Origin of the sequence: Streptomyces avidinii (assembly GCF_045161815.1) — a bacterium.
Lineage (GTDB): Bacteria > Actinomycetota > Actinomycetes > Streptomycetales > Streptomycetaceae > Streptomyces > Streptomyces avidinii.
On the sequence record NZ_CP108863.1, the window covers coordinates 2852043 to 2876299 of the forward strand.

A 24257-nucleotide genomic window follows, 5' to 3' on the forward strand; every position below is an offset into this window, starting at 1 on the left:
GAGCCCCCTATGACCGCTGTTCCGCAGGAGCGCAAGATCGTCACCGCGATCCCCGGCCCCAAGTCGCAGGAGCTGCAGGCCCGCCGCCTGCAGACCGTGGCCGGTGGCGTGGGCTCCGTGCTGCCCGTCTTCACGGCCCGCGCGGGCGGCGGCATCATCGAGGACGTCGACGGCAACCGCCTGATCGACTTCGGCTCCGGCATCGCCGTGACCTCGGTCGGCGCCTCCGCCGAGGCCGTCGTGCGCCGCGCCTCCGCGCAGCTCGCCGACTTCACCCACACCTGTTTCATGGTCACCCCGTACGAGGGCTACGTCGAGGTCTGCGAGGCCCTCGCCGAGCTGACCCCGGGCACCCACGCCAAGAAGTCGGCCCTGTTCAACTCCGGTGCCGAGGCCGTCGAGAACGCCGTCAAGATCGCCCGTTCGTACACCAAGCGCCAGGCCGTCGTCGTCTTCGACCACGGCTACCACGGCCGCACGAACCTCACCATGGCGCTGACCGCGAAGAACATGCCGTACAAGCAGGGCTTCGGTCCGTTCGCCCCCGAGGTCTACCGCGTCCCGGTCGCCTACGGCTACCGCTGGCCCACCGGCGCCGAGAACTGCGGCCCCGAGGCCGCCGCCCAGGCGATCGACGAGATCACGAAGCAGATCGGCGCCGACAACGTCGCCGCGATCATCATCGAGCCGGTCCTCGGCGAGGGCGGCTTCATCGAGCCGGCCAAGGGCTTCCTGCCGGCGATCGTGAAGTTCGCCAACGACAACGGCATCGTCTTCGTCGCCGACGAGATCCAGTCCGGCTTCTGCCGCACCGGCCAGTGGTTCGCGTGCGAGGACGAGGGCATCGTCCCGGACCTGATCACCACCGCCAAGGGCATCGCGGGCGGTCTGCCGCTCGCCGCCGTGACCGGCCGCGCCGAGATCATGGACGCCGCGCACGCGGGTGGCCTGGGTGGCACCTACGGCGGTAACCCGGTGGCCTGCGCCGGTGCGCTCGGCTCCATCGAGACCATGAAGGAGCTCGACCTCAACGCCGCGGCGAAGAAGATCGAGTCCATCATGAAGGCCCGCCTGACGGCCATGCAGGAGAAGTACGACATCATCGGCGACATCCGCGGCCGCGGCGCCATGATCGCGATCGAGCTCGTCAAGGACCCGGTGTCCAAGACCCCGTTCCCGGAGGCGGCCGGCGCGCTCGCCAAGGCCTGCCACGCCGAGGGCCTGCTCGTCCTCACCTGTGGCACCTACGGCAACGTGCTCCGCTTCCTCCCGCCGATCGTCATCGGTGAGGACCTGCTGAACGAGGGCATGGACCTCATCGAGGCCGCTTTCGCGGCCATCGGCACGGCCATCTGATCGAAGGACGAGAACGTGCGCGCGCTGCGACCGGGTCCTACCGGCGGTAACGGGCGGACGCTGTGAAGAAGCTGTGGGGGGGCGATGGCGGGAGCGCGATCCTGCTGTCGGTCCCCCTTTCGCTGCCGTACGGTTTCTGCAGATGAGTGAAACACCCCGCTCCGGGGAAACCGGGGGCGACACCAGTACTGGGCTTCCCCAGCACCGTACTGGGGATGCGTTCGCGCACACTCCTCACCGATCGGACAGCCGTTCGCCCCAAACCCCCCGGGGCGCCCGGCAACCCGATCCGGGCGGCCGTCCCGGAACCATCCCCCCTGTTCCGGGACGGCCGGCCACTCCTCTCCTGATCGCCGCGGTCTGCGGCCTCCTCTTCTCTCTGGTCACGTGGCAGGTGCTGGTCTCCGGCCCGCTGCTGGCCCCGGACCACGCGCTGAGCCGCGCCCTGGTGCGCACGCTCCCGGACTCCGTCACCGAGCGCCTCTCGGACCTCGGCAACATCCCGGTCGCCGTGCCCGTCCTGGCGCTGGCCATGGCCTACGCCGCCGTCCGCGGCCGGCGCCTCGCCGCCACAGCCGCGGGCCTGGCCATGGCCCTGGTGCCGGCCCTGGTCATCCCCTTCAAGGAGTGGACCGGCCGGCCGGGCCCGCTGGAGCCCTGGGCCGCCGGCTACTTCCCCTCGGGTCACACGGCCACCGCGGCCGTCGCCTATCTCGGCGCGGCCCTGCTCGTGCGCCCGTACACCCGCCTGGCATGGCCGACGGCCGTCGCCCTGGTACTCACGGGGGCGACGGCCGTCGGACTGATCCTGCGGGGGTGGCACTGGCCGCTGGACGTACTGGCCAGCCTGCTGCTCTGCACTCCCCTGCTGCTCGGCGTGGCGTGGGTCAGCCGCCGAAGTAGGCGTCGAAGTTCCGGCTGAACTCCCAGCCGCCGAAGCGGTCCCAGTTGATCGACCAGGTCATCAGGCCGCGCAGCCCCGGCCAGGTGCCGTGGGTCCGGTAGGTCCCGCAGTCGGTCTTCTTCGTCAGGCAGTTCAGTGCCTTGTTCACCTCCGCGGGCGAGGTGTGGCCGTTGCCCGCGCCGGTCGTGGCCGGCAGGCCGATGGCGACCTGGTCCGGGCGCAGGGCCGGGAAGACCCGGGCGGTGTTCCCGGCGACCGGGAAGCCGGTGAGCAGCATGTCGGTCATGGCGATGTGGAAGTCGGCGCCGCCCATGGAGTGGTACTGGTTGTCGAGGCCCATGATCGAGCCCGAGTTGTAGTCCTGGACGTGGAGCAGCGTGAGGTCGTCGCGCAGGGCGTGGATCACCGGCAGGTACGCGCCGGCGCGCGGGTCCTGACCGCCCCAGGGGCCGGAGCCGTAGTACTGGTATCCCAGCTGGACGAAGAAGGTCTCCGGGGCCATCGTCAGGAGGAAGTCCGGGCCGTACCTGGCCTTCAGGGTCTTCACGGCCGCGATCAGGTTGACGACGACCGGGGTGGTGGGCGCCCGGAAGTCGGTGTCCCCCGTGGCCAGGGAGAGCGAGTGGCCCTCGAAGTCGATGTCCAGGCCGTCGAGGCCGTACTCGTCGATGATGGCGCCGACGGAGGAGACGAAGGTGTCCCGGGCGGCCGTGCTCGCGAGCTGGACCTGGCCGTTCTGGCCGCCGATCGAGATCAGCACCTTCTTGCCGGCGGCCTGCTTGGCCTTGACGGCCGCCTTGAACTCCGCCGCGGATTCGACGTTCGGGCATTCCGCGACCGGACAGAGCCGGAAGCGGATGTCGCCGGAGGTCACCGAAGTGGGTTCGCCGAAGGCGAGGTTGATGACGTCCCAGGAGGCGGGTACGTCGGCCATCCGGACGTACCCGGAGCCGTTGGCGAAGCTCGCGTGCAGGTAGCCGACCAGCGCGTGGGCGGGCAGGCCGCCACCTCCACCGCCGCCGGCGGGCGTGGTCACGGAGGCGGGCAGGCTCTGCGGGGAGGTGCCCGCCGCGTTCACCGCGCCGACCCGGAAGGTGTACGTGGTGGCCGCGGCGAGGCCGGTCACGGTCGCCGAGGCGGAGGTGACGCTCACGGGCGCCGCGCCGTCCCGGTGGACGGTGTACGAGGTGGCGCCCGGGACCGCCGACCAGGACAGCGCGACCGAGGTCGACGAGGTGGCGGAAGCGGTCAGGCCGGTGGGGGCGGCCGGGAGCTGGGGCCGGCCGGGACCGCCGGGGTCCGGGCCGACCAGGGTGAGGTCGTCGGTGACGTGGGCGGGCTGGCCGTACCAGCCGTGGGTGTAGACCGTCACCGAGGTCGTGGACGGGCCGGTGCGGAAGGTGGTCGTCAGCTGCTTCCACGCACCCGGCGTCTGCGTCCACGCCGACACGTCGGTGGTGCCGGTACCGCTCGCGCCGAGGTAGACGTACGCACCCTGCACCCAGGCGGCGAGGGTGTACGTCGAGTCGGGCTTGACGGTGACGGCCTGGGAGCAGCGGGCGTTGTCCTGGCCGGCCGGGGTGGCCCGCAGGGCGGAACCTCCGCCGTGGACGGGTGCGGTGACGGTGGCTCCGCTGCCGCCCGAGCAGCTCCAGCCGTCGAGTCCGGCCTCGAAGCCGCCGTTGCGTACGAGGTCGGCGTCGGCCGCCGCGGCGGGCGGGCCCGCGGCGAGGAAGCCGGCCACCGCGAGGGCGGCGGCCGTGAGGAAGGGTAGGGCTCTGCGCACAACTGCCTCCGGTGCATGGGGGGATGGAGGGGGTCAGCGGCGCCCAAGATGGTCCAGACCAATACCCTTGTCAAGACTTTCGGCCCTCCTTCGCCAGCACGCACGCGGCCGCCTCGTGCATTGCGAGCTCCAGCACGGCCGGGTCGGTGAGCGTCCCCTCGCCGTCGGGGAGTTCCAGCCAGCGCACCCCGCCGGTCGCCCGGCCGGGGTACGGGACCACGATCCAGGTCCCTCGCCCGGCACCCCGTACGCCCGTGGCGAGCCACCGGGACGCCGTGCCGGCGGGCACGAAGAAGCCCAGCCGGGAGTCGCCGAAGTCGGCGAGCACCGGGCCGGGCCGGCCGAGCAGCAGGCGGAGCACGTCGAGGGTGGGCCGCCCCAGCTCCCCGGGCAGGATCAGCACGTCCCAGCGCCGGCCGGCGGGCAGCAGGGCGACCCCTAGGGGGTTGCGCTCCCACTCCCACCGGCAGGCGTCCGGATCCGGCGCCACCGACACCAGCCAGTCCACTGCCGTCTTGGCCCCCGGGATCGTCATCGCCCGGCCTCCGTTCCCTGTAGATGAGGGGTTCTCACCTGGAGAGAGCGGGGCCGGGCGTGATTATGACGCGGGTTTTCGTTGGCCCTGGTATTGAATCGGGTCACACGGTGACCGGCAGTCCGCGCCGGGCGCGCGGCAGAGACACACGGCGCGCGGCGGACCGTGGGGACGGCCTGTCCGGACAACACACCTAGGCCGTCTCTTTCGGATCTTGTCGGCCGAGCCTGCGGTGTCCGGTGCCGTGCCCGGCAAGGCGGAGGTGCGCCCTTGTACTGGACGTACTCGGGCACACCGACAACGCGGCCGGGTGCGGTGCCGGGCGTCGCGGGCCCGGCAGGATCCGAAAGGGACGGCCTAGCTGTCGAAGCCGAGGCCGAAGCGGTCCAGCGTCTTGAGCCACAGGTTCCGGTGTCCGCCGCGGGCGTCCGCGCGGGCCAGCGACCACTTGGTGAGAGCGATCCCGGTCCACGCGAAGGGCTCGGGCGGGAAGGGCATCGGCTTGGACTTCACCATCTGCAGCCGCGTGCGCTCGGTGGAGAGCCCGTCCAGCAGGTCCAGCATCACGTCCGCGCCGAACCGGGTGGCCCCCACCCCGAGGCCGGTGTAGCCGGCCGCGTACGCCACCTTCCCCGCGTGGGCGGTGCCGAAGAAGGCGGAGAAGCGCGAGCAGGTGTCGATCGCGCCGCCCCAGGCGTGACTGAACTTCAGCCCCTCCAGCTGCGGGAAGGCGGTGAAGAAGTGCTCCGCGAGCTTGAGGTAGGTCTCGGGGCGGTGGTCGTACTCGGAGTCGAGCTTCCCCCGGTAGGGGTAGATCGCGTCGTAGCCGCCCCACAGGATCCGGTTGTCGCGGGTGATCCGGAAGTAGTGGAACTGGTTGGCACTGTCGCCGAGCCCCTGCCGCCTCTTCCAGCCGATGGCCGCGAGCTGGGCCTCGTCGAGCGGCTCGCTCATCAGCGCGTAGTCGTAGACCGGGACGGTGAACGGGCGGACCCGGCGGACCAGCGAGGGGAAGATGTTGGTGCCCAGGGCGACCCGGCGGGCGAGGATCGTGCCGTAAGGGGTGGTCACGGTCATCCCGGAGCCGGCCGCGGCCAGCTTGAGGCCGCGGGTGTTCTCGTAGATCCGCACCCCGAGCTCCAGGCAGGCCCGCTTGAGGCCCCAGGCCAGCTTCGCCGGGTTGAGCATGGCGACTCCGTCGCGGTCCCAGAGGCCGGCGAGGAAGGTCGGCGAGTCGACCTCGGCGCGCACCGCCTCGCCGTCCAGCCATTCGGAGCCGTCGGCGAGGCCCAGGCGCAGTGCCTCCTCGTGCAGTTCGCGCAGCTCGTCGACCTGGTGCGGTTCGGTGGCGACGTCGATCTCGCCGGTCCGCTCGAAGTCGCAGTCGATGCCGTAGCGGGCGACGGCCTCCTCGATGGCGTCGAGGTTGCGGTTGCCCAGCTCCTCCAGCCTGGCCAGCTCGCCGGGCCAGCGGGCCAGCCCGTTGCTCAGGCCGTGGGTGAGGGAAGCGGCGCAGAATCCGCCGTTGCGGCCGGAGGCGGCCCAGCCCGCCTCCTTGCTCTCGATCAGTACGACGTCCCGGTCGGGGTCGCGCTCCTTGGCAATGAGGGCGGTCCACAGCCCGCTGTAGCCACCGCCGACGACCAGCAGGTCGCACCGCTCGTCGGAGGTCAGCGCCGGCTCGGGCGCGGGCTTGCCGGGGTCGTCCAGCCAGTACGAGACCGGCTTCGCTTCGGAAAGGGATTTCGCAACACTACGCATGGCGACTGGGGCCATGGCTTCCAACTCCCTACGGAACTGATGACGTGCTATCCGAATTACTTCGGTTGTGCCTTCTTGCGGCGGTTGCCGACCATCTGGCCGGCGAGGACCACCAGCACCGCGATGACGAACATCGCCGTACCGATGACGTTGATCTGCACGGGCGTACCGCGCTGGGCCGATCCCCACACGAACATGGGGAAGGTGACGGTGTTGCCCGAGTTGAAGTTGGTGATGATGAAGTCGTCGAAGGAGAGCGCGAAGGAGAGCAGCGCGCCCGCCGCGATACCGGGTGCCGCGATCGGCAGCGTGACCCGTACGAAGGTCTGCACCGGGCCGGCGTACAGGTCGCGGGCGGCCTCCTCCAGCCGCGGGTCCATGGACAGGACACGCGCCTTGACGGCGGCGACGACGAAGCTGAGGCAGAACATGATGTGCGCGATCAGGATCGTCCAGAAGCCCAGCTGGATGCCCATGTTGAGGAAGAGCGCGAGCAGCGAGGCCGCCATCACGATCTCGGGCATGGCCATGGGCAGGAAGATCAGCGAGTTGACCGCCCCGCGCGCCCGGAAGCGGTAGCGCACGAGCGCGAAGGCGATCGCGGTGCCCAGCGCGGTCGCGACCAGCGTGGACCAGAGGGCGATCTGGAGCGAGAGGGACAGCGACCCGCACATGTCGGCGACCCCGCAGGGGTCCTTCCACGCGTCGAGGGAGAACTCCTGCCAGGCGTAGTTGAACCGCCCGGTGGGGTTGTTGAAGGAGAAGACGGTCACGACGACGTTCGGCAGGATCATGTACGCGAGCGTGCCGAGCCCCGCGATGACGATCAGGTTGCGCCGGAGCCAGGTGAGGGGATTGCGCATCAGACCAGGTCCTCCGTCCCCGCTCGGCGGATGTAGATGGTGACCATGATCAGCACGATGGCCATGAGAATGAAGGACAGCGCGGCCGCGGTCGGGTAGTCGAGGATCCGCAGGTACTGCGACTGGATGACGTTGCCGATCATCCGGGTGTCCGTGGACCCGAGCAGCTCGGCGTTCACGTAGTCGCCGCTCGCCGGGATGAAGGTGAGCAGGGTCCCGGAGACCACGCCCGGCATGGAGAGCGGGAACGTCACCTTCCGGAAGACCGTGGCGGGGCGGGCGTACAGGTCCCCGGCCGCCTCGTGGAGGCGGGTGTCGATGCGCTCCAGCGAGGAGTACAGCGGCAGGATCATGAAGGGGAGGAAGTTGTACGTCAGGCCGCAGACCACCGCGAGCGGCGTGGCCAGCACCCGGTCCCCCTCGGTCATCCCGAGCCAGCTGGTGACGTCGAGGAAGCCGATGTTGTTGAGGACGGCGACCACGGGGCCGCCGTCGGCCAGGATCGTCTTCCAGGCCAGCGTGCGGATCAGGAAGCTGGTGAAGAACGGGGCGATCACCAGGACGAGGAGCAGGTTGCGCCAGCGGCCCGCCTTGAAGGCGATCAGGTAGGCCAGCGGGTAACCGAGCAGCAGGCACAGCGCGGTCGCGGTGCCCGCGTAGAGCAGGGAGCGCAGGAACTGCGGGTAGTACTCGGTGAAGGCGTCCCAGTAGGTCCCGAAGTGCCAGGTGACCTTGAAGCCCTCTTCGAGGGAGCCGGTCTGCACCGAGGTCGAGGCCTGGTAGACCATCGGCAGCACGAAGAACACCAGCAGCCACAGGATGCCGGGGAGCAGCAGCCAGTACGGGATCAGCCGCTTGCGCAGCGACGCCCTGTGCACCGGGGGTTCGGTGGAGGCGGGCGCCTTTGGCGGCGCCGCGGTGGTCGTCATGCGCTCTCCTCCACCGTCTCGATGCCCGCGTCGCCCATCGTCCCTGCAAGCATGGACTGGGCCGCGTCGAGGCCGAAGGTGTGCTCCGGGTTCCAGTGCAGGATCACCTCGGCGCCCGGTACCAGGCGGCTGTCCCGCTCGATGTTCTGGGCGTACACCTCCAGCTCCGGACAGACCTGGCTGTCGATGACGTACTGCGTGGAGACGCCGATGAAGGAGGAGTCGGCTATCCGCCCGGTGATCTTGTTGCGGCCGGTCGCGATGGTGTGCTCCTCGTCCGCGTGGACCAGGGAGATCTTCTCGGGGCGCACTCCGACCAGCAGCTTTCCGCCCGTACGGGGGGTGGTCGCGCAGCGGCCGGCGGGCAGCCGGAGGACGGCGCCGGAGGCGGATACGACGATCTCGGAGCCCGAGCCGGCGGACGCCCCGGTGCCCGCGGTCTCCACGGTGGCCTCGATGAGGTTCGAGGTGCCGAGGAAGTTGGCGACGAAGGTGGTGCCCGGGTTCTCGTACAGCTCGGCGGGGGCGCCCAGCTGCTCGACGCGGCCGCCGTTCATCACGGCGACCGTGTCGGCCATCGTCATGGCCTCCTCCTGGTCGTGCGTGACGTGCACGAAGGTGATGCCGACCTCGGTCTGGATCCGCTTGAGCTCCAGCTGCATCTGGCGGCGCAGCTTGAGGTCGAGGGCGCCGAGCGGCTCGTCGAGGAGCAGCACCTGGGGGTGGTTGATCAGGGCCCGGGCGACGGCGACGCGCTGCTGCTGGCCGCCGGAGAGCTGGTGCGGCTTGCGCTGGGCGAACTGGCCGAGCTGGACGAGCTCCAGCATGTCGTCCACCTGCTTCTTGACGGACTTGATGCCGCGGCGGCGCAGTCCGAAGGCGACGTTCTCGAAGATGCTCAGGTGCGGGAAGAGGGCGTAGCTCTGGAAGACCGTGTTGACCGGGCGCTTGTACGGCTGGAGGTCGGTGACCTCCCGGTCGCCGAGGTGGACCGTGCCGGTGGAGGGCTCCTCCAGGCCGGCGATCATGCGCAGGGTGGTGGTCTTCCCGCAGCCGGAGGCGCCGAGCAGGGCGAAGAAGGAGCCCTGGGGGATGGTGAGATCCAGCGGGTGCACGGCGGTGAAGGTGCCGTAGTGCTTGCTGATCCCGGAGAGGCGGACGTCGCCGCCCGCGGTCTTGTCAGTCATGGATGGTCCCGGGGTTGGGTGGGGCAAGGGGTCGAAGGCTCGGCGGAGCCGGCCGGGCCGCGCCGCCGCCGGAGGACTCCGGCGGCGGCGCCGCGCTCCGGCGGGCTCGCCGCAAGGCGTGCGTCAGGCGCCGATGAGCTTGGCGAACTTCTCCTCGTACGCCGTCTCTTCCTCGCTGGTGAGGGAGCGGAAGGCGTGGGCCTTGGCGGCCATCGCCTTGTCCGGGACGATCAGGGGGTTGTCCGCGAGCGCGGGATCGATCTTGGCCAGTTCGTCCTTGACGCCCTCGACCGGGCAGACGTAGCTGATGTACGCGGCCAGCTGGGCGGCGATCGGCGGCTCGTAGTAGAAGTCGATGAGCTTCTCCGCGTTGGCCTTGTGCCGGGCCTTGGCGGGGACCAGGAGGTTGTCGCTGGAGGTGATGTATCCGGGGGCGGGGATGGCGTACTTGATGTCCGGGTTGCCGGCCTGGAGCTGGATGATGTCCCCGGCCCAGGCGAGGCAGGCGGCGAGGTCGCCCTTGTCGAGGTCGGAGGTGTAGTCGTTGCCCGTGAAGCGGCGGATCTGGTTCTTGTCCACGCCCTTCTGGAGCCGCCCGACGGCCTCGTCGAAGTCGGCGGTGGTGAAGGTCGCCGGGTCCTTGCCCTGGTCGAGCAGGGTCATGCCGACGGAGTCGCGCATCTCGGTGAGGAAGCCGACGCGGCCCTTGAGGGACGGGTCGTCGAGCATCTGGGTGACGGAGTCGACCTTCTTGCCGCCGGTCGCCTTCTCGTTGTAGGCGATGACCGTGTCGATGCCGGTCCAGGGGTAGCTGTACGAGCGCCCGGGGTCCCAGTCGGGGGTGCGGAACTGCGGGATCAGGTTGGCGTACGCGTGCGGCAGGTGCGCGGGGTCCAGCTTCTGCGCCCAGCCGAGGCGGATGATGCGGGCGGCCAGCCAGTCGGTCACCACGATCAGGTCGCGGCCGGTGTCCTGGCCGGCCGCGAGCTGGGGGCGGACCTTGCCGAAGAACTCGACGTTGTCGTTGATGTCCTCGGTGTACTTGACCTTGATCCCGGTCCGTTTGGTGAACTCCTCCAGCGTGGGACGGGACTTCTCGTCCTCACTGGTGTCCATGTACTCGGTCCAGTTGGAGAAGTTGATCTCCTTCTCCCCGGCCGAGTGGTCGTCGGAGGCCACGGCCGCGTCGCCCTCGCGTTTGGCGGGCGGGATCCCGCACCCGGCGAGGGTGGTCAGCCCGCCGAGGGTGAGCGCTCCGACTCCGGAGGCGCGCAGCAACGAGCGGCGGGTGAGGGCGCCGCGCCCGCTGGTGAGGCTGCGCCGCATCGCGGCGAGTTGCGCCGCCGAGAGGCGGTCGGGCTCGAACTGCTCCATGCGCTGTGCCCTTTCGGGAGGTGTACCGCTGGTCAGGCGGTGGGCCCACGCGGCGATGAGCCGCAGATGGTTACGGACGGTCCCCGAAGATCGTGCGGTGCCAGTCCTTCTCGGCCACCGCGGTGTTGTCGTACATCACGTGCTTGACCTGCGTGTACTCCTCGAAGGAGTAGGCCGACATGTCCTTTCCGAAGCCGCTGGCCTTGTAGCCCCCGTGGGGCATCTCGCTGATGATCGGAATGTGGTCGTTGATCCAGACGCAGCCCGCCTTGATCTCGCGGGTGGCCCGGTTGGCCCGGTAGAGGTCACGGCTCCAGGCGGAGGCCGCGAGTCCGTACGGGGTGTCGTTGGCCAGCGCGATGCCCTCGTCGTCGCTGTCGAAGGGCAGGACGACCAGGACCGGACCGAAGATCTCGGACTGGACCACCTCGCTGTCCTGGGCGGCGCCGGCGATGAGGGTGGGCCGGTAGTACGCGCCCTCGGCCAGGTCTCCCGCCGGGATCTCACCGCCGGTGACGACGGTGGCGTAGCCGCGGGCCCGCTCGACGAATCCGGCGACCCGGTCGCGCTGGGCGTGCGAGACCAGCGGGCCCAGGTCGGTGGTGGGCGCGAAGGGGTCGCCGAGGCGGACGCTCTCCATCAGCTCGGCGACCCGGGCGACGAAGGCGTCGTGCAGGGGGCGCTGGACGTAGGCACGGGTGGCGGCCGTGCAGTCCTGGCCGGTGTTGATGAGGGAGGCGGCGACGGCGCCGTGCGCGGCGGCCTCCAGGTCGGCGTCGTCGAAGACGAGGAAGGGGGCCTTGCCGCCGAGCTCCAGGTGGAGCCGCTTGACGGTGGCGGTCGCGATCTCGGCGACCCGCTTGCCGACGGCGGTGGAGCCGGTGAAGGAGGTCATGACCACGTCGGGGTGGCCCACCAGGTGCTCTCCGGCTTCGCGGCCGGCGCCGGTGACGATGTTGATCACGCCGTCGGGCAGGCCCGCGTCCTTGGCCGCCTGCGCGAACATCAGGGAGGTCAGCGGGGTGAGCTCGGCGGGCTTGAGGACGATGGTGTTGCCGGCGGCGATCGCCGGAAGGATCTTCCAGGCGGCCATCTGGAGCGGATAGTTCCAGGGCGCGATCGAGCCGACGACCCCGATGGCCTCGCGGCGTACGTAGGAGGTGTGGTCGCCGGAGTACTCGGCGGCCGCCTGCCCCTGCAGGTGCCGGGCGGCGCCCGCGAAGAAGGCGGTGTTGTCGATGGTCCCCGGTACGTCGAACTCCGTGGACAATTTGATCGGCTTGCCGCACTGGAGGGACTCGGCGTACGCGAAGTCCTCGGCCTGCTCGGCCAGTACGGCGGCCAGCCGGTGCAGGGCGTCCGAACGCTCGCCGGGGGTGGCGCCGGACCAGCCCGGGAAGGCCCTCTTGGCGGCGGCGACGGCCTCGTCGACGTCCGTGGTGCTCGCGAGCTCGTAGGTGAGGACCTCGTCGCCGGTCGCAGGATCGACCACGGTGTGTGACTGTCCGGACGTGCCGGACCTCAGCTGCCCGTCGATGTACTGCGCGCCGTCCGCGAAGCGGTCTTTGACCTGGAAGCGGTTGCCCATAACGCTCTCACGCTCTCCGTAGCTACAGTTCGAGCTACAGCTCGAATTGAGTGCCGATCCTGACAGAGGTGGTGCCCTCGGCCAAGGGATTCCGTTGTTGCCTTTTGATTACGCGACGGAATCGGTCGACCATGTGTCGAGGCGCACCGAAAATCCCGTACGAAGTGTCAGTGGCGACTGCCAGACTCGCGTGCATGGAGATGCTGGACGAACTGATCAAGCAGGTCAGCCGTGGTGAGCGGGTGAAGTACCTGCCGTTCTGGGGGCACCGGCCGCAGCCGGACGGCCGCCTCGGACCGAGCTGTATGAGCCAGTGGTGGCCCTCTGCCTTCACTGTCGGTGACGTCCGTTATGCGACCGCGGAGCACTGGATGATGGCCGGCAAGGCCCGGCTGTTCGGCGACGCCGAGGCGGAGCGCGCCGCGCTGGAGGCGAAGAGCCCGGCAGAGGCGAAGAAGGTCGGGCGGCTCGTGCGCCGCTTCGACAACGCGATATGGGAGCGGGAGCGCTTCGCCCTGGTGGTGGAGGGCAGCGTGCACAAGTTCGGTTCCGACCCTGCGCTGCGCGGGTACCTGCTGAACACCGGTGACCGGGTACTGGTGGAGGCGAGCCCGATGGACCGGATCTGGGGCATCGGGCTCGCGGCCGACGACGGGCGCGCACTGGACCCGGCGAGCTGGCGCGGGCTGAACCTACTGGGCTTCGCCCTCATGGAGGCCCGGAAGCGACTGCGCGAGGGCGACGCGTGACGGAACGGCGCCGGGTCGCCGCCGTGATCCTCCGGGACGGCTGCGTGCTGATGGTGCGCGAGCGCGGCCTGGGGCCGACGGGGCGGCATGACGGGCCGGAGTACTGGACGCTGCCGGGCGGCGGCCTGGAGGCGGGCGAGGAGCCCGAGGACGCGGTCCGGCGGGAGGTGGCGGAGGAGGTCGGCCTGCGCGCCCTGGACGTGCGGTTCGCGTACGACGCGCCCTACCCCTCGGGCTGGACCTCCTGCTTCCGTGTGGAGGTCGAGCCCGGGGAGCCGGTCCTCGGCGTCGACGCGGACCTCACGTGCGACTGCCCGCGGATGGTCGGGCTCATCTGGGTCCCGCTGTCGCGGGGCGCCGCCGAGGGCGAGGTCATGGTGGCGACGCTGCTGTCCACGGTCGAGGTCTGAGGCCGAGGTCCGGCGCCGAGGTCTGGGGCGGGGATCCGAGGCGGATGCCGCCGAGCGGCTCGCGGAGGCGGGCATGACCTGGGAGGCGCTGGCCGGCTGGCTCCAGGGGCCGATGGACGCGGCCGCCTGGGAGGCGATCATCCCCTCGATGGGCGCGATGGCGCTGCTGCGCAACCTGCGCAACTTCGACGGGGCCGGGGTCTCGGACGCGGTGGCCGCGCAGGTCGCGGCGAGGATCTCCGACCCGGAGGTCGTCGCCCGGTCGCGGCAGTTCCCCCTCCGCTACCTGGCCGCCCATCAGCACGCTCCCTCGCGGCGCTGGGCGTACCCGCTGGAACAGGCGCTCGGCCACTCGCTGGCCAACGTACCGGCGCTGCCCGGGCGGACACTGGTCCTCGTCGACCGCTCGGGGTCGATGTGGTACCCGCTCTCGGACCGGTCCCGGCTCAACCGGGCGGACGCCGCCGCCGTGTTCGGTGCGGCGCTGGCGCTGCGGGCCGAGCAGGCCGACCTGGTGCAGTTCGGTACGACCGGTCAGGCGGTTCCGTACCGCCGGGGCGAGTCCGTACTGAAGGTGCTGGAGCGGTTCGGGAACCTCGGCGCGACCTACACGGCCAAGGCGGTGAAGCAGCACTACCGGGACCACGACCGGGTGTTGATCGTCACCGACGAGCAGGCCGCCGCATACGGGCACGGCGGCGATCCGACGGCCGAGGTACCGTCCACGGTTCCCGTCTACACCTGGAACCTGGCCGGCTACCGCGCCGGGCACGCGCCCTCCGGCGGGGCGAACCGGCACACCTTCGGCGGGCTCACCGACGGTGCCTTCCGGATGGTGTCCCTGATCGAGGCCGGCAGCAACGCCGACTGGCCGTGGGCCTCCTGAGGCAGCGGCCCGGTCAGACCTTCTCGCGCAGCCGGGAGTTGTCGTACGGGCTGTCGTAGGGCGAGTCGTCGCTCGGCCCCCGGTCCATGAAACCGGCGAACATGACCGCGATCATCAGGGCGCCGAGCACGATCCCGATCGCGCCGAGGATGATGCCGGCGAGCGCCATCCCACCGTTGTCGGCCTCGCCGCGGCTCGCCTTGCCACGGCCCAGGGTGCCGAAGACGACCGCGGCTATGCCGAGGGCTATCGCGAAGAAGCTGGTGATGCAGCCGACGACCGAGAGGATCCCGAGGACGAGCCCGGCGACGCCGAAGCCATTGCTGCGCCGGGCCCCGTAGGGCGGGTACGCACCCTGGCCCGGGTATCCCTGGTACCCCTGATATCCCGGGTAGCCGGTCGTCCCGGGGTATCCGGCGTCGCCGGGGTACCCGTAACCGGGCTGGGCCGGGTACCCGTACGCCGCGGACGCGGGCGGCCCGGTCATCGGCATCGGCATCGGCGTCGGAGTCGGGGTCGGGGTCGCCGGATAGGGCTGGGCCGGCGCCGACGGGGGGAACGGGTCGCCTCCCGGCATCCCGGCGAGCGTCGGCTGGTCGTGCACGGACGGCGGGCCCGACACGCCCGGTTGACCCTGCGCGGCCTGCGGCTTGCCCAGCTCGACCGCCGGCCGCTCCGGCGGCACCCACGGGTCTCGCGGCTCGGGACTGCTGTCGGTCATACGGCGCCCCCCTCTCGTACAGCCATGCTAAGCGCTGCCACCGACAGTCCCCGGCGTGCCTACGATGAATCCCGACCCGACCGCACCCGCGTCCTCCCGGAGGCAACCCCATGACCGACCTGCACCCCTTCATCGCGGGGCTGCCCAAGGCCGAACTCCATGTCCACCACGTCGGCTCGGCATCCCCGCGCATCGTGGCCGAGCTCGCCTCCCGGCACCCGGACTCGAAGGTCCCCACCGACCCCGAGGCCCTCGCCGACTACTTCACCTTCACCGACTTCGCCCACTTCATCGAGGTCTACCTGTCGGTGGTCGACCTGGTCCGCACCCCGGACGACGTGCGCACCCTCACCTTCGAGGTGGCCCGCGACATGGCCCGGCAGAACATCCGCTACGCCGAGCTGACCATCACCCCGTACTCCTCCACCCGCCGCGGCATCGACGAGAAGGCCTTCATGGAGGCCATCGAGGACGCCCGCAAGGCCGCCGAGACCGAACTCGGCGTCATCCTGCGCTGGTGCTTCGACATCCCCGGCGAGGCCGGCCTGGAGGCCGCCGCCGAGACCGCGCGGCTCGCCGTCGACCACCGCCCCGAGGGCCTGGTCTCCTTCGGCCTCGGCGGCCCCGAGATCGGCGTCCCGCGGCCGCAGTTCAAGCCGTACTTCGACGCGGCCCGCGCCGTCGGCCTGCACAGCGTCCCGCACGCCGGCGAGACCACCGGCCCGGAAACGATCTGGGACGCCATCCGCGAGCTCGGCGCCGAGCGCATCGGCCACGGCACCAGCGCCACACAGGACCCCGAGCTGCTCGCGTACCTCGCCGAGCACCGGATCGCCCTGGAGGTCTGCCCGACCTCCAACATCGCCACCCGCGCGGTGACCGACCTCGACCTGCACCCGGTCAAGGAGATGGTCGCGGCGGGCGTGCTCGTCACCATCAACAGCGACGACCCGCCGATGTTCGGCTCCGACCTCAACAACGAGTACGCGGTGGCCGCGCGCCTCCTCGACCTCGACGAGCGCGGGCTCGCGCAGCTCGCGAAGAACGCCGTCGAGGCCTCCTTCCTGGACCCGGCCGGCAAGGCGAAGCTGAACGCGGAGATCGACACGTACACCTCGCAATGGCTCGCGCGCTGACGCCCTTCCGGCAACTGCGCCCCCGAGAATGGGGACATGAGCACTCTGACTGCCGTCGGCCACCGCGGCGATCCCTACCGTGTCCGTGAGAACACCCTGGCCTCGATCCGCTCCGCCTTCGCGCGCGGGGCGGACGACGTCGAGATCGACGTACGGCTGACCCGGGACGGAGTTCCGGTCCTGCTCCACGACGAGACGCTCCAGCGGCTGTGGGGCCACGACGTACGCCTCGACGACGTCACGGCCCCGCAGCTGAAGGAGCTGACGCTGGGCGGGGTGCCGACGCTGCGCGACGCCCTGCTGGCCGCGGGCCCGGGCCGGCTGATGCTCGACCTCCCGGGCGCCACCCCCGAAGCGGTACGGATCGTCGTGGGCGAGGTCCGCGAGTGCGGGGCGCGCGAGCGCACGTACTACTGCGCGGGCCCGAACACCATGCTGGCGGTCCGTGCCGCGGATCCGGGCGCGGAGATCGCGCTGACCTGGACCTCGCTGTCGCCGCCGCGGCGGGCCCTGGTCGACGCCCTGGCGCCGCGCTGGCTCAACTACCGCTTCGGGCTGGTGGGCCGGGAGCTGGTCGACGCGCTCCACCGGGACGGGCTGCTGGTGTCGGCCTGGACCGCGGACACCAAGCGGACGATGAAGGCCCTCGTCGCGGCAGGGGTCGACTCGATCACCACGAACCGGCTGGACGCGCTGGCGTCCGTACGGGCCGGGCTCGGGCGGTGATACGGGCCTTCACCCGGTGGCCGACACGGCTTCCGGACGCTCCGGGCGCTCCGAACCCTCCAGGCGCTCCAGGCGCTTGATCATGCGGCGGAGGACCAGCAGGGGGATCACCCCGAAGACGCCGAACGACATGTCGATGACGCTCCACCAGATGGGGATGCCCCGGATCGGGCCGCACATCAGGGCCAGCGGGATCACTCCGGCGCAGGCGATCATGCCGGCTTCGACGATCCAGATGTTGCGGACCGGGTCGCGGTGGACCCCGTAGAAGAACACGGCGATGACGAGGTGGGCGAAGGCGAGCCAGTCGGTCCCGTACAGGAGGAAGGGGTAATCGGCGTCGGCCTGCTCCAGCCCGTCGCCCACCCGTCGCAGCCACTCGTTGTCGATCAGGGCGTTGGCCCAGCGGAGTTCGCTGACCAGAGGGAAGGCCGTGAGGCCGCTGAGCACCAGGCAGATCAGGAACAGGGTCAACCAGGCACGGATCCGCCGCTGAAGGGCGCTTCTCTCGCTCATGGAAGGAAGCCTACGCCCATTTCTGAACACGTTCAGCCAATTTGCTGAACGTGTTCAACACCAGCCGCCCGGTGCCCCGTCAGAGGCCGACGATCGCGTTCCAGCGCCTGGCGAGGGAGCGGCGCTCGGCCGAGGAGATGTCCCGCGCCACGACCAGCCTCTTGCGCATGTCCTCGTCCGGGAAGATCAGCGGGTTCTCGGCCAGTTCGGCGGTCTCCTTGTCGTCGGAGGCGGCGAGGACCTCCCGGGCGGCCGGGACGGGGCAGACGTAGTTGACGGAGGCGGCGAGCTCGGCGGCCACCTCCGGGGCGTAGTAGTAGTCCATGAGGGCCTCGGCATTGGCCTTGTGCCGGGCCAGGTTGGGGACGAGCAGGCTCTCCGCCCAGAGCTCGGCCCCCTCCTCGGGGACCACGAACTCGATGTCCGGGTTGTCGGCCTGGAGTTGGATGGCATCTCCGGAGTAGGCCTGACAGGCGAGGACATCGCCCTTGCTCAGGTCGGAGGTGTAGTCGTTGCCGGTGAAACGGCGGATGTGCTTCTTCCTCACCATGCTCTCGACCTGGTCGCACATCCGGTGGAAGTCGGATTCGGTCCAGCGCGTGACGTCCACGCCGTTGCCCTGCATCAGCAGGGCGAAGGACTCGTCGAGGCCGGAGAAGAGGGTCACCCTGCCCGCCAGGTCCGGCTGCCACAGGTCCTTGACCGACTTGATCTCCCGGCCCAGGGCCCTGCGGTTGTAGGCGATGCCGGTGATCCCCGACTGCCAGGGGACGGTGTGCAGCCGGCCCTCGTCGAAGGCGGGGGAACGCAGCTGCGGGTCGAGGTGCCTGGCCACGTTGGGCTGGGCCGGCCGGTCCAGCTTCTGGGCCCAGCCCAGGTGGACGAAGCGCGCGGCCATCCAGTCGCTGACCACGATCAGGTCGTGACCGGTCTCCTGGCGGTTCATCAGGGCCGGGCTGACCTTGCCGAAGAACTCGTCGTTGTCGTTGATCTCCTCGGTGTACCGGACCTCGATGCCCGTCTGCTCCGAGAACGCCTCCAGCGTGGGACGGCGCTCCTCGTCCTCCTCATCGGTGTCGATGTAGAGCGGCCAGTTGGAGAAGGCGACACTGCGGTCCCGCTCCGAGCTGTCCGGGCCCTCGCGCCCTTCCTCGGGAACGTACGCGGCGGGCACGCCGCAGCCGGCGAGGGCGGCCGCGAGGCCCGCGGCACCGAGGCCGTACAGCGCAGAACGGCGGGAGAAGGCGAGTTCGGGCATGGGCAAAGCCTCGGGGAACACGGAAGGGGCGGGCAATAGACATGTTGTCTACTGCCCGCCCCGTCAACGCTGTGCTGTGATCGATGCGGCCGATCAGCCGTCGAGCGAGGTCATCACGTGCTTGATGCGCGTGTAGTCCTCGAAGCCGTAGGCGGAGAGGTCCTTGCCGTAGCCGGACTTCTTGAAGCCGCCGTGCGGCATCTCGGCGACGAGCGGGATGTGGGTGTTGATCCACACGCAGCCGAAGTCGAGGTTCTTGGACATCCGCATCGCGCGGCCGTGGTCCTTGGTCCACACGGAGGAGGCGAGGGCGAACTCGACGCCGTTCGCGTACTCCAGGGCCTGGCCCTCGTCGGTGAAGGACTGGACGGTGATGACGGGGCCGAAGACCTCGTTCTGGATGATCTCGTCGTCCTGCTTGAGGCCGGAGACCACGGTCGGGGCGTAGAAGTAGCCCTTCTCGCCGACCTGGTGGCCACCCGCCTCGACCTTGGCGTGGGCGGGGAGCCGCTCGATGAAGCCCGCGACCTGCTTGAGCTGGTTCGGGTTGTTCAGCGGGCCGTACAGCACGTCCTCGTCGTCCGGCTGGCCGGTCTTGGTGTCGGCGGCGGCCTTGGCGAGCGCGGCCACGAACTCGTCGTGGATCGACTCGTGCACGAGCACGCGGGTGGCGGCGGTGCAGTCCTGGCCGGCGTTGAAGTAACCGGCGACGGCGATGTCCTCGACGGCCTTGGGGATGTCGGCGTCCTCGAAGACCACGACCGGGGCCTTGCCGCCGAGCTCCAGGTGGACGCGCTTGACGTCCTTGGAGGCGCTCTCGGCCACCTGCATGCCGGCACGCACCGAGCCGGTGATGGAGGCCATCGCCGGGGTGGAGTGCTCGACCATGGCCTTGCCGGTCTCACGGTCACCGCAGATGACGTTGAAGACACCCTTGGGCAGTACCGAGTCGATGATCTCCGCCATCAGCACGGTGGAGGCCGGGGTGGTGTCCGAGGGCTTGAGCACGACGGTGTTGCCCGCCGCGATGGCCGGGGCGAACTTCCACACGGCCATCATCATCGGGTAGTTCCACGGCGCGACCTGGGCGCAGACGCCGACCGGCTCGCGGCGGATGATCGAGGTCATCCCCTCCATGTACTCGCCGGCCGAGCGGCCCTCCAGCAGGCGTGCGGCACCGGCGAAGAAGCGGATCTGGTCCACCATCGGCGGCAGCTCCTCACTGGCCGTGAGGGCCAGCGGCTTGCCGGTGTTCTCCGACTCGGCGGCGACGAGCTCGTCCGCGCGCGCCTCGAAGGCGTCCGCGATCTTCAGCAGCGCCTTCTGGCGCTCCGCCGGGGTGGTGTCGCGCCAGCCCGGGAAGGCGGCCGCGGCGGCGGCCATGGCGGCGTCGACATCGGCCTGGCCCGAGAGCGGGGCGGTGGCGTACACCTCGCCGGTGGCCGGGTTGACCACCTCGGTGGTCCGCCCGTCGGCGGCGTCCTTGAACTCCCCGCCGATGTAGTTGCGCAGACGACGCAGTTCGGTGGTCACTACAGCCACACTCCTGATCACATGTCCAACGATTGAGACAAAAGCCAAGCCTAGCCCCTCGGCGGAGGCTTTCGACAGACCCGGACGCCACCAACTACGAAATCAGTGAGATCGGAGTCTTCAAACAACGGATTTCATCGAATCCGTCTTGCGGAACAGACGACCCTCGTGCACAGTGAGGTCGTGGTCAGTCGAAGCGCAGATTCCAGGAACAGACAACCGTCCCCTTCGGTCGATGCTGTGTCCCTGGCGATCATCGAGCAACTGCAGGAGGACGGTCGCCGTCCCTATGCATCGATCGGCAAGGCCGTAGGCCTGTCCGAAGCGGCGGTGCGCCAGCGGGTGCAGAAGCTGCTCGACCAGGGCGTCATGCAGATCGTCGCCGTCACCGACCCGCTCACCGTGGGCCTGCGACGCCAGGCCATGGTCGGCATCAACGTCGAGGGAGACCTCGACCCGGTGGCCGACGCGCTGACCGCCATGGCCGAGTGCGAGTACGTGGTCATGACCGCAGGGTCGTTCGACCTGATGGTGGAAATCGTCTGCGAGGACGACGACCACCTGCTCGAAACGATCAACAAGAAGATCCGCACGCTCCCCGGCGTGCGATCAACCGAAAGCTTCGTTTACCTGAAGCTGAAGAAGCAGACCTACATGTGGGGAACCCGATAACCGTGAGCCAGGACCTCTCCAAGACCGCGTACGACCACCTGTGGATGCACTTCACCCGCATGTCGTCCTACGAGAACTCCCCCGTCCCCACCATCGTCCGGGGCGAGGGCACCTACATCTGGGACGACAAGGGCAAGCGCTACCTGGACGGCCTCGCCGGCCTGTTCGTGGTCAACGCCGGTCACGGCCGCAAGGAACTGGCCGAGGTCGCCTACAAGCAGGCCCAGGAACTCGCGTTCTTTCCCATCTGGTCGTACGCGCACCCCAAGGCCGTGGAGCTCGCCGAGCGCCTCGCCCAGTACGCCCCCGGCGACCTGAACAAGGTCTTCTTCACCACCGGTGGCGGCGAGGCCGTCGAGACGGCCTGGAAGCTCGCCAAGCAGTACTTCAAGCTCCAGGGCAAGCACACGAAGTACAAGGTCATCTCGCGTGCGGTCGCCTATCACGGCACCCCGCAGGGCGCCCTGTCCATCACGGGTCTGCCGGCCCTGAAGGCCCCCTTCGAGCCGCTGGTCCCCGGCGCGCACAAGGTGCCGAACACCAACATCTACCGCGCCCCGATCTACGGCGACGACCCCGAGGCCTTCGGGCGCTGGTGCGCCGACCAGATCGAGCAGGAGATCCTCTTCGAGGGCGCCGACACCGTCGCCGCCGTCTTCCTGGAGCCGGTGCAGAACGCCGGCGGCTGCTTCCCGCCGCCGCCCGGGTACTTCCAGCGGGTCCGCGAGATCTGCGACGAGTACGACGTACTGCTCGTGTCCGACGAGACGATCTGTGCCTTCGGCCGTCTGGGCACCATGTTCGCCTGCGACAAGTTCGACTACGTGCCGGACATGATCACCTGCGCCAAGGGCATGACCTCGGGCTACTCCCCGATCGGTGCCTGCATCATCTCGGACCGCCTCGCGGAGCCGTTCTACAAGGGCGAGAACACCTTCCTGCACGGCTACACCTTCGGCGGACACCCGGTGTCCTCGGCGGTGGCCATCGCCAACCTCGACATCTTCGACAAGGAAGGCCTCAATCAGCACGTGCTGAAGCACGAGGACGCCTTCCGCGCCACGCTGGAGAAGCTGCACGACCTGCCGATCGTCGGCGACGTCCGCGGCAACGGCTACTTCTACGGCATCGAGCTCGTCAAGGACAAGGTGACCAAGGAGTCCTTCACGGACGAGGAGACGGAGCGCGTGCTCTACGGCTTCCTCTCCAAGGCCCTCTTCGAGAACGGCCTGTACTGCCGGGCCGACGACCGCGGTGACCCGGTCATCCAGCTCGCGCCGCCGCTGATCGCGGACCAGGGCACCTTCGACGAGATCGAGGCCATCCTGCGCTCCGTGCTCACCGAGGCGTGGACCAAGCTGTAGCCCCGGGCCACCGGCCCTCCGAGCCGCAGTAGCCCAATCACACGGCCCGGATCCTCCGTTCGAGTGAGAACGCGGGGGTCCGGGCCGTGTGCTGTCACCATCCAAGACGTTCATCTCTTTACATCTCAGTGCGGCGCCAGTGACTTCAGCGGGTTCCGCTTCGTTCCCCCGGACGGAGGTGTACGCCATGGTGGCTCCACCGGACAATGCCCCGCCTGACAATGACGTCCTGTGGGCTCGGTCCCTTCACTACTCCCACGACGGTTCCCCGGCCCTCGTCGAGGTCTCCGTCGCAGTCCGCCAGGGCGAGATCCTCGCCCTGACCGGCCCCCGCGGCAGCGGCAAGACCACCCTGCTCCGCTGTCTGTCCGGACAGCTGCGCCCCCAGCAGGGCGAGGTCTGGTTCAACAGCGTCCCCGTGCACACCATGGGCACGGTCGTCCGCGAACGGCTGCGCCGCGACCGGTTCGGCTGGATCGGCCACGAACCCCAGCTGCTGCCCGAGCTGAAGGTCTGGGAGAACGCGGCCCTGCCCCTGCTGCTCGCCGGCGCCTCCCACCGCAGCGCCCGCAGCGCCGCCTGCGAATGGCTGGACCGCCTCGACATCGGCGGCTTCGCCCGCAAGCGCCCCGGCGCCCTGAGCCGCTCCGAGTGCCAGCGCGTCGCCCTCGCCCGGGCCCTGGTCAACGAGCCCGCGGTGATCTTCGCCGACGAGCCCACGGCCCCGCTGCACCTCACCGAGCGGGCGCTGCTGCTGCGTGCGCTGACCACCGCGGCCCGCTCCCACGACGTCACCGTGCTGCTGGCCACCCACGACGAGGCCACCGCGGCCGTCGCGGACCGCCGGATCGCCCTGCTCGACGGCCGCCTCGCGGGGGCCGCGGCCGCCGCCTCCGCCGTCGCCGACACAACGGAGGACCAGACCGCGTGCTCGCTCTCCGCCTAGCCCGCGGTTCCCGGCCACTCGTCCAGCTGCGGCGGCTCCTCGTCGCCGCCGCCTCGGCCGGGACCGGCTTCCTGCTGCTCTACGTACTCGCCGGGGCCGTGGCCCAGCCTGCCGGATCGTTCCCTCGCCTGCTGTGGGCACTGATCCCGCTGGCCGTCACCGTCCACCTCGCCGTCGTCGTGGCCCGGGCCGACCCCGCCACCCGGCCCCGCGAGGGAATGGACGCCGCCGGGCTGGGCCCCCTCCGGCTCACGCTGGCCGCCGCGATCTCCACCGCCGTCGCCTGCGCCCTGGGCGCCGCCCTTGCCCTGGCCGTCTTCCTCCACCTGCGCGGGGACGTGGCCGGGCTGCCGTTCGACGGGGCCGGGGCCGAGCTGCTCCACGCCGACCGGCCGCTGCCCGTGGCGGGCGCCCTCACCCTGCTGGGTCTGATCCCGGTGGCCGCCTCGGCCGCCACCGCTCTCGCGCTGCGCCCGCACCCGCCGCTGGCCCCGCAGACCGGACTGCCCTGGGGCATCGCCCTGACCGCCTGCGGGCTCGCCGTCCTCGCGTACGCGGGCCGGACCGGCGGCGGGGTACTCGTCGGCTGGTCGCTGACCGCGGTCGGGCTCGCCCTCGCCGGACCGGGTCTCGCCTACGCCTGCGGCAGCCTGGTCCAGGCCGTACGCCCGGGCGCGCTCCGGCTGCTGGCCGGACGGGTCCTCCAGCAGGAGGCCCCCCGGATCGGGCCGCCGCTGGGAGTGCTGTGCTCGGTGGCCGCGTGCGCCCTGACCGCCCTCGCCCTGCGCGACCGGGGCGGACTGCCCGTCCCGCTGGGCCCGCTGACCTGGCCGACCGCCCTCCTGGTGACCCTGTGCGCCGCCGCGACCCTTCTCACCTCCGTGGTGGAGGCCCGCCGGGGCCGGGAATCCGGACGCACCGCCCTGCTCGACCTCGGCGCCCCGTCCAACGTGCTGCGCAGCGCCGCGAGTCTGCGGGCCACCGCGCTCCTGGCCGTGTGCCTCCCGCTCAGCTGGGGTGTGGCGCAACTGACGTCGCTGGCATTGACCCGCTGAGA

22 protein-coding genes and 1 pseudogene are annotated in these 24257 nt (G+C 70.4%); 11 read left to right on the forward strand and 12 right to left on the reverse strand.

The window, feature by feature from the left end; translation table 11 throughout:
* Positions 1-9 precede the first annotated feature (9 nt).
* Positions 10-1356, forward strand: coding sequence for a 4-aminobutyrate--2-oxoglutarate transaminase (gene gabT, locus OG373_RS12200; protein WP_081522299.1), 1347 nt, complete (start codon positions 10-12; stop codon positions 1354-1356).
* 394 nt (positions 1357-1750) lie between these two features.
* Positions 1751-2278, forward strand: a complete 528-nt coding sequence (locus OG373_RS12205) for a phosphatase PAP2 family protein (RefSeq protein ID WP_405438116.1) — start codon at positions 1751-1753, stop codon at positions 2276-2278.
* Here the strand turns inward: OG373_RS12205 and OG373_RS12210 are convergent.
* The 8 genes from OG373_RS12210 to OG373_RS12245 all read right to left on the reverse strand — a co-directional run bounded on the left by OG373_RS12210 (position 2244) and on the right by OG373_RS12245 (position 12283).
* Positions 2244-4004, reverse strand: coding sequence for a chitinase (locus OG373_RS12210; protein WP_405444029.1), 1761 nt, complete (start codon positions 4002-4004; stop codon positions 2244-2246). The genes OG373_RS12205 and OG373_RS12210 overlap by 35 nt on opposite strands.
* A gap of 112 nt (positions 4005-4116) precedes the next feature.
* A complete protein-coding gene (locus tag OG373_RS12215) occupies positions 4117-4581 on the reverse strand; it encodes a hypothetical protein (protein WP_405438117.1) in 465 nt (154 codons plus the stop codon).
* 357 nt (positions 4582-4938) lie between these two features.
* Entirely contained in the window at positions 4939-6357 is a 1419-nt protein-coding gene (locus OG373_RS12220; protein WP_405438119.1) for an NAD(P)/FAD-dependent oxidoreductase, read from the reverse strand.
* A 41-nt stretch (positions 6358-6398) separates the two neighbouring features.
* The gene (locus tag OG373_RS12225) at positions 6399-7205 is read right to left on the reverse strand and encodes an ABC transporter permease (protein ID WP_397737111.1); all 807 of its coding nucleotides are present in this window, start codon (positions 7203-7205) and stop codon (positions 6399-6401) included.
* Positions 7205-8134, reverse strand: coding sequence for an ABC transporter permease (locus OG373_RS12230; RefSeq protein ID WP_397737114.1), 930 nt, complete (start codon positions 8132-8134; stop codon positions 7205-7207). The genes OG373_RS12225 and OG373_RS12230 overlap by 1 nt, the downstream gene beginning before the upstream one ends.
* Complete coding sequence (locus tag OG373_RS12235; protein ID WP_405438122.1) at positions 8131-9321, reverse strand: ABC transporter ATP-binding protein; 1191 nt, start codon at positions 9319-9321, stop codon at positions 8131-8133. The genes OG373_RS12230 and OG373_RS12235 overlap by 4 nt, the downstream gene beginning before the upstream one ends.
* Before the next feature lie 123 nt (positions 9322-9444).
* Positions 9445-10695, reverse strand: coding sequence for a spermidine/putrescine ABC transporter substrate-binding protein (locus tag OG373_RS12240; RefSeq protein WP_405438124.1), 1251 nt, complete (start codon positions 10693-10695; stop codon positions 9445-9447).
* 70 nt (positions 10696-10765) lie between these two features.
* Complete coding sequence (locus OG373_RS12245; RefSeq protein WP_397737120.1) at positions 10766-12283, reverse strand: gamma-aminobutyraldehyde dehydrogenase; 1518 nt, start codon at positions 12281-12283, stop codon at positions 10766-10768.
* A gap of 194 nt (positions 12284-12477) precedes the next feature.
* Here OG373_RS12245 and OG373_RS12250 point away from each other — a divergent pair, with 194 nt between their 5' ends.
* The 3 genes and pseudogenes from OG373_RS12250 to OG373_RS12260 form a co-directional block, all read left to right on the forward strand.
* A complete protein-coding gene (locus OG373_RS12250; RefSeq protein WP_405438129.1) occupies positions 12478-13032 on the forward strand; it encodes an NADAR family protein in 555 nt (184 codons plus the stop codon).
* Complete coding sequence (locus OG373_RS12255) at positions 13029-13442, forward strand: NUDIX hydrolase (protein WP_405438131.1); 414 nt, start codon at positions 13029-13031, stop codon at positions 13440-13442. Before OG373_RS12250 ends, OG373_RS12255 begins: the two co-directional genes overlap by 4 nt.
* A 43-nt stretch (positions 13443-13485) precedes the next feature.
* Positions 13486-14328, forward strand: a pseudogene (locus OG373_RS12260) (TROVE domain-containing protein); the annotation flags it as partial.
* 13 nt (positions 14329-14341) lie between these two features.
* Here OG373_RS12260 and OG373_RS12265 read toward each other — a convergent pair.
* Positions 14342-15049, reverse strand: coding sequence for a DUF4190 domain-containing protein (locus OG373_RS12265; RefSeq protein WP_405438133.1), 708 nt, complete (start codon positions 15047-15049; stop codon positions 14342-14344).
* A gap of 110 nt (positions 15050-15159) precedes the next feature.
* Between OG373_RS12265 and OG373_RS12270 the strand changes: the two genes are divergently transcribed.
* Together OG373_RS12270 and OG373_RS12275 are read left to right on the forward strand one after the other, a co-directional pair.
* The gene (locus OG373_RS12270; RefSeq protein ID WP_405438135.1) at positions 15160-16185 is read left to right on the forward strand and encodes an adenosine deaminase; all 1026 of its coding nucleotides are present in this window, start codon (positions 15160-15162) and stop codon (positions 16183-16185) included.
* Positions 16186-16221: 36 nt separating this feature from the next.
* The gene (locus OG373_RS12275; protein ID WP_405438137.1) at positions 16222-16911 is read left to right on the forward strand and encodes a glycerophosphodiester phosphodiesterase; all 690 of its coding nucleotides are present in this window, start codon (positions 16222-16224) and stop codon (positions 16909-16911) included.
* Between the two features lie 9 nt (positions 16912-16920).
* Here the strand turns inward: OG373_RS12275 and OG373_RS12280 are convergent, their stop codons facing one another.
* The 3 genes from OG373_RS12280 to OG373_RS12290 form a co-directional block, all read right to left on the reverse strand.
* Complete coding sequence (locus OG373_RS12280) at positions 16921-17427, reverse strand: hypothetical protein (RefSeq protein WP_405438139.1); 507 nt, start codon at positions 17425-17427, stop codon at positions 16921-16923.
* Positions 17428-17506: 79 nt separating this feature from the next.
* Positions 17507-18685 carry a spermidine/putrescine ABC transporter substrate-binding protein gene (locus OG373_RS12285; RefSeq protein WP_405438141.1) on the reverse strand — a complete coding sequence of 393 codons (1179 nt, stop codon included), beginning with the start codon at positions 18683-18685 and terminating at the stop codon, positions 17507-17509.
* 93 nt (positions 18686-18778) lie between these two features.
* Positions 18779-20218 carry a gamma-aminobutyraldehyde dehydrogenase gene (locus OG373_RS12290; protein WP_189973268.1) on the reverse strand — a complete coding sequence of 480 codons (1440 nt, stop codon included), beginning with the start codon at positions 20216-20218 and terminating at the stop codon, positions 18779-18781.
* A gap of 168 nt (positions 20219-20386) precedes the next feature.
* Between OG373_RS12290 and OG373_RS12295 the strand changes: the two genes are divergently transcribed.
* The 4 genes from OG373_RS12295 (at position 20387) to OG373_RS12310 (ending at position 24255) form a co-directional block, all read left to right on the forward strand.
* The gene (locus OG373_RS12295) at positions 20387-20890 is read left to right on the forward strand and encodes an Lrp/AsnC family transcriptional regulator (protein ID WP_007266859.1); all 504 of its coding nucleotides are present in this window, start codon (positions 20387-20389) and stop codon (positions 20888-20890) included.
* Positions 20875-22254: an aspartate aminotransferase family protein gene (locus OG373_RS12300; protein ID WP_397737142.1), complete on the forward strand. Its 1380-nt coding sequence runs from the start codon at positions 20875-20877 to the stop codon at positions 22252-22254. Before OG373_RS12295 ends, OG373_RS12300 begins: the two co-directional genes overlap by 16 nt.
* Positions 22255-22441: 187 nt before the next feature.
* On the forward strand, positions 22442-23200 hold the full coding sequence (locus tag OG373_RS12305) for an ABC transporter ATP-binding protein (protein ID WP_405438144.1): 759 nt from the start codon (positions 22442-22444) through the stop codon (positions 23198-23200).
* A complete protein-coding gene (locus tag OG373_RS12310; RefSeq protein WP_405438146.1) occupies positions 23182-24255 on the forward strand; it encodes a hypothetical protein in 1074 nt (357 codons plus the stop codon). Before OG373_RS12305 ends, OG373_RS12310 begins: the two co-directional genes overlap by 19 nt.
* Positions 24256-24257 lie beyond the last annotated feature (2 nt).

Coding starts and splice junctions, on each gene's coding strand:
- OG373_RS12245 (WP_397737120.1), bottom strand. CDS start 12,283: ATGGGCAACCGCTTCCAGGTCAAAGACCGCTTCGCGGACGGCGCGCAG.
- OG373_RS12275 (WP_405438137.1), top strand. CDS start 16,222: ATGAGCACTCTGACTGCCGTCGGCCACCGCGGCGATCCCTACCGTGTC.
- OG373_RS12250 (WP_405438129.1), top strand. CDS start 12,478: ATGGAGATGCTGGACGAACTGATCAAGCAGGTCAGCCGTGGTGAGCGG.
- OG373_RS12270 (WP_405438135.1), top strand. CDS start 15,160: ATGACCGACCTGCACCCCTTCATCGCGGGGCTGCCCAAGGCCGAACTC.
- OG373_RS12215 (WP_405438117.1), bottom strand. CDS start 4,581: ATGACGATCCCGGGGGCCAAGACGGCAGTGGACTGGCTGGTGTCGGTG.
- OG373_RS12305 (WP_405438144.1), top strand. CDS start 22,442: ATGGTGGCTCCACCGGACAATGCCCCGCCTGACAATGACGTCCTGTGG.
- OG373_RS12230 (WP_397737114.1), bottom strand. CDS start 8,134: ATGACGACCACCGCGGCGCCGCCAAAGGCGCCCGCCTCCACCGAACCC.
- OG373_RS12225 (WP_397737111.1), bottom strand. CDS start 7,205: ATGCGCAATCCCCTCACCTGGCTCCGGCGCAACCTGATCGTCATCGCG.
- gabT (WP_081522299.1), top strand. CDS start 10: ATGACCGCTGTTCCGCAGGAGCGCAAGATCGTCACCGCGATCCCCGGC.
- OG373_RS12285 (WP_405438141.1), bottom strand. CDS start 18,685: ATGCCCGAACTCGCCTTCTCCCGCCGTTCTGCGCTGTACGGCCTCGGT.
- OG373_RS12220 (WP_405438119.1), bottom strand. CDS start 6,357: ATGGCCCCAGTCGCCATGCGTAGTGTTGCGAAATCCCTTTCCGAAGCG.
- OG373_RS12240 (WP_405438124.1), bottom strand. CDS start 10,695: ATGGAGCAGTTCGAGCCCGACCGCCTCTCGGCGGCGCAACTCGCCGCG.
- OG373_RS12280 (WP_405438139.1), bottom strand. CDS start 17,427: ATGAGCGAGAGAAGCGCCCTTCAGCGGCGGATCCGTGCCTGGTTGACC.
- OG373_RS12235 (WP_405438122.1), bottom strand. CDS start 9,321: ATGACTGACAAGACCGCGGGCGGCGACGTCCGCCTCTCCGGGATCAGC.
- OG373_RS12265 (WP_405438133.1), bottom strand. CDS start 15,049: ATGACCGACAGCAGTCCCGAGCCGCGAGACCCGTGGGTGCCGCCGGAG.